General features: G+C 62.3%; 10 protein-coding genes. 6 read left to right on the top strand and 4 right to left on the bottom strand.

Going from position 1 to position 12,528, the window contains the following annotated elements:
• The 4 genes from moaD to dmeF all read right to left on the bottom strand — a co-directional run bounded on the left by moaD (nt 1) and on the right by dmeF (nt 3,599).
• Entirely contained in the window at nt 1-249 is a 249-nt protein-coding gene (gene moaD / locus FBY03_RS09680) for a molybdopterin converting factor subunit 1 (RefSeq protein ID WP_025164996.1), read from the bottom strand.
• Nucleotides 246-737 (bottom strand): cyclic pyranopterin monophosphate synthase MoaC, encoded by a 492-nt coding sequence (gene moaC / locus FBY03_RS09675; protein ID WP_147171986.1) that lies wholly within the window; start codon nt 735-737, stop codon nt 246-248. The genes moaD and moaC overlap by 4 nt, the downstream gene beginning before the upstream one ends.
• Nucleotides 738-943: 206 nt before the next feature.
• Nucleotides 944-2,335 (bottom strand): PhoH family protein, encoded by a 1,392-nt coding sequence (locus tag FBY03_RS09670; protein ID WP_147171985.1) that lies wholly within the window; start codon nt 2,333-2,335, stop codon nt 944-946.
• Between the two features lie 301 nt (nt 2,336-2,636).
• Nucleotides 2,637-3,599 carry a CDF family Co(II)/Ni(II) efflux transporter DmeF gene (gene dmeF / locus FBY03_RS09665; RefSeq protein WP_147171984.1) on the bottom strand — a complete coding sequence of 321 codons (963 nt, stop codon included), beginning with the start codon at nt 3,597-3,599 and terminating at the stop codon, nt 2,637-2,639.
• Between the two features lie 405 nt (nt 3,600-4,004).
• Between dmeF and yaaA the strand changes: the two genes are divergently transcribed.
• The 6 genes from yaaA to FBY03_RS09635 all read left to right on the top strand — a co-directional run bounded on the left by yaaA (nt 4,005) and on the right by FBY03_RS09635 (nt 12,511).
• Entirely contained in the window at nt 4,005-4,784 is a 780-nt protein-coding gene (yaaA, locus tag FBY03_RS09660) for a peroxide stress protein YaaA (RefSeq protein ID WP_147171983.1), read from the top strand.
• 708 nt (nt 4,785-5,492) lie between these two features.
• Nucleotides 5,493-6,803 carry a GDP-mannose 6-dehydrogenase gene (algD, locus tag FBY03_RS09655; protein WP_147171982.1) on the top strand — a complete coding sequence of 437 codons (1,311 nt, stop codon included), beginning with the start codon at nt 5,493-5,495 and terminating at the stop codon, nt 6,801-6,803.
• 165 nt (nt 6,804-6,968) lie between these two features.
• A complete protein-coding gene (gene alg8, locus FBY03_RS09650) occupies nt 6,969-8,450 on the top strand; it encodes a mannuronan synthase (protein WP_147171981.1) in 1,482 nt (493 codons plus the stop codon).
• Nucleotides 8,451-8,494: 44 nt separating this feature from the next.
• Nucleotides 8,495-9,658 carry an alginate biosynthesis protein Alg44 gene (locus tag FBY03_RS09645; RefSeq protein ID WP_147171980.1) on the top strand — a complete coding sequence of 388 codons (1,164 nt, stop codon included), beginning with the start codon at nt 8,495-8,497 and terminating at the stop codon, nt 9,656-9,658.
• Nucleotides 9,659-9,665: 7 nt separating this feature from the next.
• Nucleotides 9,666-11,063 carry an alginate biosynthesis TPR repeat lipoprotein AlgK gene (algK, locus tag FBY03_RS09640; RefSeq protein ID WP_147171979.1) on the top strand — a complete coding sequence of 466 codons (1,398 nt, stop codon included), beginning with the start codon at nt 9,666-9,668 and terminating at the stop codon, nt 11,061-11,063.
• Nucleotides 11,060-12,511, top strand: a complete 1,452-nt coding sequence (locus FBY03_RS09635) for an alginate export family protein (protein ID WP_147171978.1) — start codon at nt 11,060-11,062, stop codon at nt 12,509-12,511. Before algK ends, FBY03_RS09635 begins: the two co-directional genes overlap by 4 nt.
• Nucleotides 12,512-12,528 lie beyond the last annotated feature (17 nt).

Raw genomic sequence — 12,528 nt, 5'->3', positions numbered from 1 at the left:
TCAGCCTCCGGTCACGGTGGGGAAGAAGGCCACTTCGTCGCCTTCGCTCAACGGCTCATCGAGGCTGCACAACTCCTGATTGCGCGCGCACATCAGGTTCTGCTCGGCCAGCACCTGCCACACCCCGCCACGGGCCAGCAGGTGTTGGCGCAGGTCGTCAAGCGTGGCGAAGCCCTGGCTGTCGCTCAGCTGCTCGCCGTCCAGGCCCAGGGCCTCGCGGTAACGGGCGAAATACTGCACGCGAATCATGGTGCATCCTCGACAGTGGGTTCTTCCACCTTGAAATGGCCACTCTTGCCGCCGACTTTCTCCAGCAGGCGCACGTTCTCGATGACCATGCCGCGATCCACCGCCTTGCACATGTCGTAGATAGTCAACGCGGCGATGCTGGCGGCGGTCAGTGCCTCCATTTCCACCCCGGTCTGACCGCTCAGTTTGCAGCGCGCTTGAATGCGCACCGCGTCGCTGCCACAGGCTTGCAGCTCGACCTTGATGCTGGACAGCATCAGCGGATGACAGAGCGGGATCAGGTCGGCGGTTTTCTTCGCCGCCTGAATACCGGCGATGCGCGCCACGGCGAATACGTCGCCCTTGGGGTGATCGCCCTCGACGATCATCTGCAAGGTTTGCGGGCGCATGCGCACCAGTGCTTCGGCCACGGCTTCACGGACGGTCAGGGCTTTATCACTGACATCGACCATATTGGCGCGACCTTGGGAATCGAGATGGGTTAACACGGGCTAGCTCCAGGCGGGTATCGGCCGATTGTAAACCCGCGAGTCAGTTTCCGGCACCCGTGAATGCCTGCTCAGTTATCCGCTTGAGTATGGATAAGCGCCGCGCGACCCAAGCAGAGAGCTGCCGAGCCAGCGAACGCCCGACGCATGATGGACCGTCCCGTCCTCCAGGCTGAAGACTTGGAGGACGGTGGTCGAGAGAGGAGTTACATATGGCTTTCGGCGTATTCCGCCAGGATCGAGCGCGGTACACCTTGCAGGGTGATATGCACGCCGTGGGAGAAATCCTTGAAGCGCTCCGTCAAGTAGGTCAGGCCCGAGCTGGGCGCCGACAGGTAGGGCGTATCAATCTGCGCCAGGTTACCCAGACAAACCACCTTGGAGCCGCTGCCGGCACGGGTGATGATGGTCTTCATCTGGTGCGGGGTGAGGTTCTGGCACTCGTCGATGAGGATCAGGCTCTGCTGGAAACTGCGTCCGCGGATGTAGTTCAGCGATTTGAACTGCAACGGCACCTTCTGCAGGATGTAGTCGACGCTGCCGTGGGTGTTCTCGTCATCCATGTGCAGTGCTTCGAGGTTGTCGGTGATGGCGCCGAGCCAGGGTTCCATCTTCTCCGCCTCGGTACCGGGCAGGAAACCGATCTCCTGGTCCAGGCCCTGCACGCTGCGGGTGGCGATGATGCGCCGGTAGCGCTTGCTGACCATGGTCTGCTCGATGGCCGCGGCCAGGGCCAGGATGGTCTTGCCCGAACCGGCCGCGCCGGACAGGTTGACCAGGTGGATGTCCGGGTCGAGCAAGGCGTACAGCGCCAGGGCCTGGTAGATATCCCGTGGCCGCAGGCCCCAGGCCTCCTGGTGCAGCAGCGGCTCCTGGTGCAGGTCGAGGATCAGCAGCTGGCCCTGCTCGATGCCCTTGATCCAGCCGACGAAGCCCTGTTCGTCGATGATGAACTCATTGACGTGCACCGCCGGCAGATTGTCGGTGAGCTGCACCCGGTGCCAGGTGCGAGCATGCTCCTGACGGGTCTCGACGGTGCTCACCCGGTCCCAGAACGAGCCAGCCATGTTGTGATAACCCTGCGACAGCAGCGACACGTCATCGACCAGCTGGTCGGTGTGGTAGTCCTCCGAGTCGATACCACAGGCGCGCGCCTTGAGGCGCATGTTGATGTCCTTGGTCACCAGAACCACGGACATGCCCGGTCGACGCGATTTCAGCTCGACCAGCTGGTTGATGATCTTGTTGTCGTTGAGGTCTTCCGGCAGCCAGGTAATCGGTGAAGCACTTTTGCTCATGAGGATCGACAGGAAACCACAAGGCCCGCTCTTCTCGCGTTGAATCGGTACACCCAGTTCCACTTCCTCGGGTGTTGCGCCACCAAGGATCTTGTCGATCAGGCGAATGGCCTGACGGCATTCGGCGGCCACACCTTGCTTACCGGTTTTCAGCTTGTCCAGTTCCTCCAGCACGGTCATGGGGATGGCGACGTGGTGTTCCTGGAAATTCAGCAATGCGTTTGGATCGTGGATCAGGACGTTGGTGTCGAGGGCGTAGAGGGTTGGAGCGGTGGGCTTTGAGCGTCCGTGGTCATCCATACTCGGTCACCTTCTGGTAGGAGCCAAGCGACGGAATGCCAGAACAGCGCTCCGCCGCGGGGAACCGTCGAACTCTCAAACGCAGCTGAGAAGGTGCAAAACAGGTGATAGCAAATTGACGCCACCTGTCTGCAGGATTCGGCGGTCTGTCTTTTAGATACTCCAAAACCGGTGACAGGCAAACGAGTTTTTCAGATTTTTGACCTTTATTTTTCACTTGGACGAATAGCCCTTGGCACCTCGCCAATGCCCCGCTAAAGTCAAAAGTTCTATCGGCGACGTTGCCGCAGAATTTCCGCGTCTAGCCTGCCTGCAGCGGCCCGGCCTGGCCGCAGCGATTGACCTCCACGGTCACATGCACCAGCTCGCGAATCCCGGTCAAGCGGGCCTTATAGCGATCGGCCGAACTGCCCCCATGGGTCACCACACTGACGATGCAGGCAAATTGCGCCCGGCCGACACGCCATAGGTGCAGGTCCGCCAATTCGGTATCCGGTTCCTGGGCCAAGGCCGCACGCACGCGCGCCACCACCGGGCTGTCCATCTCGCGATCGAGCAACACCTTGGCGGTCTCGATCAGCAAGCCCTTGGCCCATAGCGCGATGATCAGCGCACCCACCACACCCATCAGCGGGTCCAACCAGCTCCAGCCGTACAGCAGGCCACCGAGCAGCGCGATAATCGCCGCCACCGAGGTCAACGCATCGGCCAGCACATGCAGGAAGGCCGCATGTCGGTTGAGGTCACGTCCCGCTGCAGCATGCTTGTGGTCGTGGTCGTGTTCGTGAGCGTGGCCATGGCTGTGCTGGTGCTGATCGCGCAGCAGCCAGGCCGACGCCAGGTTGACCAGCAGACCAATCACCGCCACCGCCAAGGCCAGATCGAAGGCGATCACCTGCGGTTGCCACAGGCGCCAGAGCGACTCGAGCGCCAGCATGATGATCACCACCCACAGCAGGATCGCGCTGGCGAAACCGGCGAGCACCTCCACCTTCCAGGTGCCAAAGGCGAAACGCCGGTCATCGGCATAGCGCCGCGCCAGCAGGTAGGCCAAGGCCGTCAGACCGATGGCGAGCATGTGCGAGGCCATGTGCCAGCCATCGGCGAGCAGGGCCATGGAATTGAAGGCATAACCCGCGGCGATCTCCACCAGCATGGTCGCGCCGGTCAGGGCAGCCACCCGCCAGGCCTGACGTTCGGCGGTGCTTTCCAGTGGCCGGTAATCGTGGGAGGGCTCCCAGCGGGAGTGATTGCAGGGGCTCATGACGGCTCCTTGAAGGATTCGACCCGGGTAGACTACAACCCCAGGGCAGCACCCAGGTCAACCCATAGCCTTAATAGGTAGAGCCACGACCGCCACTCGGCCTAGGGTCTGTTGCCGTTTCATTCGCGGCCGCGCCGTAGCTTGTTTTTGCGCGAGGCAAGGCACGAGGAGCGCGGTTTGGTTGTTCCAAATGAGCGACGAGAAACGCCGCATCGCGCAAAAAACAGGCCCGGCCCTTCGGGTTGCGCGGGAAATGGCCCCCGCTGTTGTTGCAGGACTTGGCAAGGGAATGACCATTACCTGCGTCCTGCGCCTAATCGGGGGCCATTTCTCACGGCAACGCGGCTCGCAATGAAACGGCAACAGACCCTAGAATCACGCCCAGACTTTTAGGAGCAACGCTGTATGTTGATGGTGATTTCCCCGGCCAAGACCCTCGATTACCAGACCGCGCCGGTGACCCAACGCTTCACCCTGCCCGAACACCTCGATCACGCCCAGGACCTGATCGCCCTGCTGCGCGACTTCAGCCCGGCGCAGATCGCCGAGCTGATGCACCTCTCGGACAAGCTCGCCGGGCTCAATGCGGCGCGTTTCGGCAGCTGGACCCCGACCTTCACCCCGGACAATGCCAAGCAGGCGCTGCTGGCCTTCAAGGGCGATGTGTATACCGGCCTGAACGCCGAAGACTTCAGCGAAGACGACTTCACCTTCGCCCAGCAGCACCTGCGCATGCTCTCCGGCCTGTACGGCGTGCTGCGCCCGCTGGACCTGATGCAACCCTACCGCCTGGAAATGGGCAGCAAACTGGCCAACCCACGCGGCAAGGACCTATATGCCTTCTGGGGCGAGCGCATCAGCGACTGGCTCAACCAGGCACTGGCCGCTCAGGGCGACGAGGTGCTGCTCAATCTCGCCTCCACTGAGTATTTCGGCGCGGTGAAGCGCAAAGCCCTGAACGGGCGGATCATCGACACCGAATTCAGGGACCTGAAAAACGGCCAATACAAGATCATCAGCTTCTACGCCAAGAAGGCCCGTGGCCTGATGAGTCGTTACGTGATCAAGGAACGCCTGAGCAACCCCGAAGGCCTCAAGGACTTCAACTACCAGGGCTACCGTTATTCGGCCGAGCAGTCCAAGGCCGACAAGCTGGTGTTCCTGCGCGACCAGCCACAAGACTGACTCCCCCTCCCTCGCGCGCACGGGCCGCCCTGGCCCGTTCCCGTTCGGCTGCGCTGCCAGCACCCTGCATGGCCAGTTCGATTAGTCAGTCTCGGCGCCTGAGCCGTTGATGGCAACTTGCCGTTCTTCGCCATCCGCAGCTGAGTTAATCAACTTACCGTGCCGGCCATTAGCCAGCGCAACTCCGCCACTCATTAAACGTTAAATACATTGAACTTTTAAGTTTCATTGCATTTTGCAATACCCAACTTCGAGTTGCCATCACAGTGCAATCACTGCAGAACCGACCGAAACTCATAACCTGAAAAAAACAGGATGAGTGGTAGGAACTATCCGCAGAGAGTCATGCTCTTACCCTCGTAACACATCTGGCCACGTAACTTTCCACGTGATCAAGACTGAAACTTTCAACCTCAACTGGCATGCGCCGACGGAGGTTTTAATCGCAATAAAGTTGCGGCGAGATGAAAGGAGACACCTCAGCACTTACATGACCGGTTAAGACTAACGAGCCAGCGCCTAATGGCACTCTGCTCAAGACCTAGAGGGCGCGCCATATCTCTAAAGCCCCGTTCAGGCTCCACTAACCGGAGTCATGTACTGCTTGTGCCTGAATTAATTAAAACGCGTCATCAACGCAAGTTTAACCCATGGACATGGCCAACTTGGCCACTGTTAATTTCGCAATAAACGGACGAGGTAAGTGCGATGCGCATCAGCATTTTTGGTTTGGGTTACGTGGGTGCAGTCTGTGCCGGCTGCTTATCTTCCCGCGGTCATGAAGTAATTGGCGTGGACATCTCCGCCGCCAAGATCGACCTAATTAATAAGGGCAAATCGCCTATCGTCGAACCCGGCTTAGAGGCGTTGCTAAAGAAGGGGATTAACTCCGGCCTGCTGCGCGGCACCACCGACTTTGCCGACGCGGTGCGCGACAGCGAAATGTCGTTCATCTGCGTCGGTACGCCGAGCAAGAAGAACGGCGATCTTGAACTCAACTATATCGAATCGGTGTGCCGCGAAATCGGTCGCGTCCTGCGCGACAAGACTGAACGCCATACCATCGTGGTGCGCAGCACGGTACTGCCGGGCACGGTGAAAAACGTGGTGATTCCGCTCCTCGAAGACTGCTCCGGGAAAAAAGCCGGGGTCGACTTCGGCGTGGCGGTCAACCCCGAGTTCCTCCGCGAAAGCACCGCGATCAAGGACTACGATCAGCCGCCGATGACCGTGATCGGTCAGCTGGACACTCAGTCCGGCGATATTCTCGAAGAGCTCTACCGTGAACTCGACGCACCGATCATCCGCAAGGACATCGAAGTCGCCGAGATGATCAAGTACACCTGCAACGTCTGGCATGCGGCCAAGGTGACCTTCGCCAACGAGATCGGCAACATCGCCAAGGCGGTCGGCGTCGATGGTCGCGAGGTGATGGACGTGGTCTGCCAGGACAAGACCCTGAACCTGTCGCAGTACTACATGCGCCCCGGCTTCGCCTTCGGCGGTTCCTGCCTGCCCAAGGACGTGCGCGCCCTCACCTACCGCGCCAGCCAGCTGGACGTGGAACACCCGATGCTCGGCTCGATCATGCGCAGCAACGTGGCGCAGGTGCAGAACGCCTTCAACATCATCGCCAGCCACGACAAGCGCAAGGTCGCCTTGCTCGGCCTGAGCTTCAAGGCCGGCACCGACGACCTGCGTGAAAGCCCCCTGGTCGAACTGGCCGAGATGCTGATCGGCAAGGGCTTCGACCTGAGCATCTACGACAGCAACGTCGAATATGCGCGGGTCTACGGGGCCAACAAGGACTACATCGAGTCGAAGATTCCGCATGTGTCGTCGCTGCTCAACAGCGACCTGGCGCAGGTGATCGCCAACTCCGAGATCATCGTCCTGGGCAACCGTGATGAGCAGTTCAGAGTCTTGGCCCAGCAGGCCCCCGAGGGCAAGCGGGTGGTCGATCTGGTGGGCTTCATGGCCCACGCCAGCAGTGGCGCCAGCGAAGGCATCTGCTGGTAACGACTCGCGCTGCTGACGATTAGGTCCATGCCGCCATGTGCCAGTCACTCCCAGTAGCCGCTCACCCACCAGCCTCAACCCACTGCGGCCTGCGTCTCGCGGGTGGGCGCGGACAACCGCGCCCACCCGCCGTAGGCATGCCCGAAACACAGGATGAATACACAGATGGATAGGCTCAAGCAGGGTCTCGCTGAAGCCGCCGGCTGGCTGTTCTACCTCAGCTTATTGATGGGGATTGCCCTGGCGTTGCCCAGAACAGTCTTCGACCCGGAGTCGAAGGACTTCCTGTTCCTGATCGGTGCCGTGGGTATCTGGCGCTATTCGATGGGGGCCATGCATTTCTTGCGCGGCATCCTGTTCCTCTACGTGGTGTTTCCACGCCACCGGCGTAAAGCCAAACAACTGGGTCAGGCGGCCGATCCGTCGCACGTGTTCCTGATGGTCACCAGTTTCCGCATCGACGCCTTGACCACCGCGCAGGTGTATCAATCGGTGATCCTCGAAGCCATCGCCTGCGGCTACCCGACCACCGTGGTCTGCTCGATCGTCGAGTTGTCCGATGAGTTCCTGGTCAAGAGCCTGTGGGAGAAATACAACCCGCCGGCGCATGTCACCCTGGACTTCGTACGGATTGCCGGCACCGGCAAGCGCGATGGCCTGGCCCACGGCTTCCGCGCGATCTCCCGGCACCTGCCGGACCAGGACGCGGTGGTCGCGGTGATCGACGGCGACAGTGTCCTGCAGCCCGGTATCGTCCGGGCCACCGCGCCCTACTTCAAGCTGTTCGCCAACGTTGGCGGGCTGACCACCAACGAGTTCTGCGAGGTTCGTGGCAGCTACATCATGAGTGAGTGGCACAAGCTGCGCTTCGCCCAGCGCCACCTCAACATGTGCTCGATGGGCCTGTCCAAGCGCGTGCTGACCCTGACCGGACGGATGTCGGTGTTCCGCGCCCAGGTGATCACCGACCCGGAGTTCATCGCCGACGTCGAAAGCGACTCGCTGGACCATTGGCGCCTCGGCCGTTTCAAGTTCCTCACCGGCGATGACAAGTCCAGTTGGTACAGCTTGATGCGTCTGGGCTACGACACCTTTTACGTGCCGGACACGGCGATCCACACGGTCGAGCACCCGCCGGAAAAGAGCTTCATCAAGGCCAGTCGCAAACTGATGTTCCGCTGGTATGGCAACAACCTGCGGCAGAACTCGCGGGCCATGAAGCTGGGCAGCAAGCGCCTGGGCCTGTTCACCAGTCTGGTGCTGTTCGACCAGCGTGTGTCGATGTGGACCTGCCTGCTCGGCCTCGCCGTGGCGATCATCGCCAGCATCAAATACAGCATCGCCTTCCTGCTGATCTACCTGCTGTGGATCGGCACCACGCGGCTGATCCTGACCCTGTTGTTGTCGGTCAGCGGGCACCGCATCGGCCCGGCTTACCCGGTGATTCTGTATTACAACCAGATCGTCGGGGCACTGGTGAAGATCTACGTGTTCTTCCGCCTCGACCAGCAATCCTGGACCCGTCAGCCGACCAAACTGAACCGTGACCTGGCCAGCTTTCAGCGCTGGTTCAACACCTGGTCGTCCCGAACCATGACCTTCTCCGCCGCCAGCGTATTCATTGCCGCGCTGCTGCTGGTGGTGTGAGCGGACATGAATGGAATTAGTGACTTTTGAGTAGGAATATCGCCATGAATACCGCCGTCAACCTCAATGTGGTGCATGAGTCGGAAGCCCAGCGCCAGCATGCGCGGGTCAAGCTCCCAGCCAAGATCCGCTTTATCGGCAAAAACCGTGAAGTAGTCGAACAGAACCTGCTGGATATCTCGGCCGGCGGCTTCAGCTATGACGCCAGCAAGATCCCGGTGCAGGTCGGTGATCACCATAAAGGCAAACTGCTGTTTGTCATCGACAACCTCAGCCTGGCCATCGACGTCGAGTTTCAGCTGCGTTCGGTCGACAACGGCCGGGTCGGTTGCCAGTTTCACAACATGAAACCGCGCGAGATCACCACCCTGCGCCACCTGATCACCGCCCACCTGAGTGGCGAGCTGGTCAGCGTCGGCGAACTGCTGACCACCTTGCAGCGGGACAACTTCACCAAGGCGCGCAAGGACAAAACCGGCGCGGCCGGCATGGGCGCTTTGCGGCGTCTGCGCGCGGTGACGTTCAGCCTGGCGCTGTTCCTGGTCGGCCTGGCCGCCTTCGGCTTTATCTTCAAGTCGGTGTACGCCCTGTACTTCGTCACCCATGCCCAGTCCGGCATGGTCAGCGTGCCCGCCATGCAGGTCACCATGCCCCGTGAAGGCACGGTGCAGAGCCTGGTCGGGGCCGACGGCCGGATCGACAAGGGCGCGCCCATCGCCACCTTCAGTGCGTCCATGCTGGAGATGCTCAAGGGCCATCTGGACCAGGAGCAGATCAACCCGGCCAACGTCGAAAGCCTGTTCGGCAAGCAGATGAAAGGCACCCTGACCAGCCCCTGCGATTGCAGCGTGGCCAGCCAGCTGGTGGCCGACGGCCAGTTCGCCAGCAAGGGCCAGGCGATCTTCCAGCTGGTGCCGCGTGACAGCCAGGCAACCATCGAGGCGCGCTTCCCCTACAGCAAGTTCAACGAAATCAAACCCGGCCTGCGGGTCAGCTTCCAGGTCGCCGGCGAGACTGAGTTGCGCCGCGGCAAGATCATCAGCAGCCGCCTGAGTGACGGCGACAACCTGTCGTCCGACATTCGCGTGCAGATCCAGCCGGACCAGGCGCTGGACAGCGCCCTCGCCGGCCGCCCGGTGGAAGTCAGCAGCGATCGCGGCCCCTCGCTCGACTGGCTGCTCGACAAAGCCACGGCCGCGGGGCTCTGAGGAGGACATGCGCGTGGCTCACACTCAACCGCAACACCTGCTGCTGGTCGCTGCGCTGAGCCTGGCAGGCTGCGCCGGTCTGCCCGATCAACGCCTGGCCAATCAGGCCCTGCAGAACGGCGATACTGCGACGGCCGAACAGAACTATCGGCAACTCGCCGCGCTGGGCTACGCCGATGCGCAAGTCGGCCTGGCCGATATCCAGCAGAGCAGTGGCGACCCCGAGTTGCTGCGCCAGGCCGAAGCCACCTACCGGCAGGCGGCGGATAGCTCGCCGCGCGCCGCCGCGCGACTGGGCAAGTTGCTGGTGCAGAAAGCCAACGCCAGCGATAGCCAACGTCAGGAGGCCGAGCGGTTGCTCGAGCAGGCCCTCAGCGGTGGTCAAGACAGTGCCTTGCTGGCCCTGACCATGCTCTACCTGCAGTACCCCCAGAGCTTCCCCTCGGTCAGCGTGCAGCAGCGGATTAACCAGTGGCGTGCCGCCGGCTACCCGCAAGCAGAGCTGGCCCAGCTGATGCTCTATCGCGCCCAGGGCAACTACGACCAGCATCTGGAGGATGTCGAGCGCATCTGCAAACAGGCGCTGAGCAGCGCGGATGCGTGCTACGTGGAACTGGCCACCGTGTACCAGAAGCGCGGCCAGGGCGAGCGGCAGGCCGCGTTGTTGGAGCAATTGCAAAGCGCCTATCGCAGCGGCGCGGTACCGGCCCAGCGGGTCGACGACGTGGCCCTGGTACTGGCCGACCCGGCGCTGGGTACGCCGGACCATAAAACCGCGCAACAGCTGCTCGAGCAGATAGCTCCGAGCTACCCCGCCGCCTGGGTCAGCCTGGCCCAGCTGCTCTACGACTTCCCCGCTCTGGGTGACATCGAGCAACTGCTCGGCTACCTCGAACAGGGTCGCAATGCCGCACTGCCGCGTGCGGAACTGCTGCTGGGCAAGCTGTATTACGAGGGCAAGTTACTGCCGAGGGACCCGCAAAAAGCCGAGCAACACCTGCTCAAGGCGGCCGCCAGCGAAGTCAGCGCCCACTATTACCTCGGCCAGCTGTATCGCCGCGGCTACCTCGGCCATGTCGACCCCGAGCAAGCCCTGCAACACCTGCTCACTGCCGCGCGCGGCGGCCAGAACAGCGCCGATTTCGCCCTCGCCCAGCTGTTCAGCCAAGGTCGCGGGATCAAACCCAACCTGGTCAACGCCTATGTGTTCAGCCAGCTGGCCGTGCTCCGCGAAAAACCCGAAGCGCCGCTGCTGGCCGCGGAAATCGAAGCGCAGTTATCCGCCGCCGCGCGCGCCGAAGCGCAACGCCTGTTAGGCGAAGAACAGCAACTGCGCGGCACATTCCAGCAGGACGCACTCGCCCGCCAAGCCGGGCTCAGACAAACAGGAGAGGACACGCCATGAAACTCAAGCACTGGATGAACGCCAGTCTCGGCCTGAGCGCCACCCTGCTCTCCAGCCAGATAGTCTGGGCCGCGCCGAGTAACGAAAAGCACTTCGGCCTCGACGTGAAGATCACCGCGCAATCGGAGGATGACCGCGACCTCGGCACCCGTGATGGCGGCGACGTCGAGGGCCTCGGTCTCGACCTGCGCCCCTGGGTCTATGGCCAACGCGGCAACTGGAGCGCCTATGCCATGGGCCAGGCCGTGAGCGCCAGCGACATCATCGAAACCGACACCCTGCAGCCCAATACCCTCGACGGCGATTCCGCCAGCAGCGACGACGGCCGGCAACCCGACAAGAGCTACCTGGCCCTGCGCGAATTCTGGCTCGGCTACTCCGGCCTCACCGCCTACCCCGGCGAGCAACTGCGTTTCGGTCGCCAGCGCCTGCGCAACGACGACAGCCAGTGGCGCGACACTAACATCGAGGCGCTGAACTGGACCTTCGACACCACCCTGCTGCGGGCCAACCTCGGCGTGGCCGAGCGCTTCAGCGAATACCGCACCGACCTCGACGAGCTGGCCGCCGAAGACGAGGATCGCCTGCACCTGTTCGCCGATGCGGCCACGCAATGGACCCCCGGCCATTGGTTCGGGGTGAACGCCCACCACAGCCGCGGCGATGGCCAGTTGCGCAGCCCCGGTGAAGCGGTCGACGAGCTGGACAAGCGAAGCACCGGCGACCTCACCTGGCTGGGTCTCTCCGCCAACAGCGATGCCTACAACTTCCGCAACCAGAACCCAGTCAATTACTGGGCCAGCCTCGCCTGGCTGAGCGGTGATCGCGAACGCCTGAGCACCACCGGTAGCGGCGATCAGCGCATTGCCGTCGGCAAACAGAGCGGCGACGTCAACGCCTGGGGCAGCGACCTGGGCATCCGCCTGCGTCTGGACCCCAGCTGGCAAGTCGGTGCGGCCTACGCCCGGGGCAGCGGCGGCGGTGGCGACGACGGTTCGAGCAACTATCAACAGACCGGGCTGCAGAGTAACCGCTCCAGCTTCACCGGCACCCGCTCGCGCGTGCATCGCTTCGGCGAGGCCTTTCGCGGCGAGCTGAGCAACCTGCAGGCCGCCACCCTGTTCGGTTCCTGGCAGGTACGCGAGGACTACGACGCCAGCCTGGTGTACCACCGCTTGTGGCGGGTCGACGGCGAGCAGCCGATCGGCGACAGCGGCATCAATGCCAGCCTGGTCAATGGCGACAAAGACCTCGGTCAGGAGGTCGACCTGGTGGTCACCAAGTACTTCAAGCAGGGCCTGCTACCGGCCTCGCTGAGCCAGACGATCGACGAGCCCTCGGCGCTGCTGCGCTTTCGCGGTGGCGCCTTCAAACCGGGCGACGCCTACGGCAGCGAGGCCGACTCGCTGATGCACCGCGCCTTCGTCGACGTCATCTGGCGCTACTGATGCAAACCGGGAATGCA

This window comes from Pseudomonas sp. SJZ079 (assembly GCF_007993865.1).
In the GTDB taxonomy this organism is placed as follows: Bacteria; Pseudomonadota; Gammaproteobacteria; order Pseudomonadales; family Pseudomonadaceae; genus Aquipseudomonas.
This window is presented reverse-complemented; position numbering and strand designations above follow the sequence as displayed.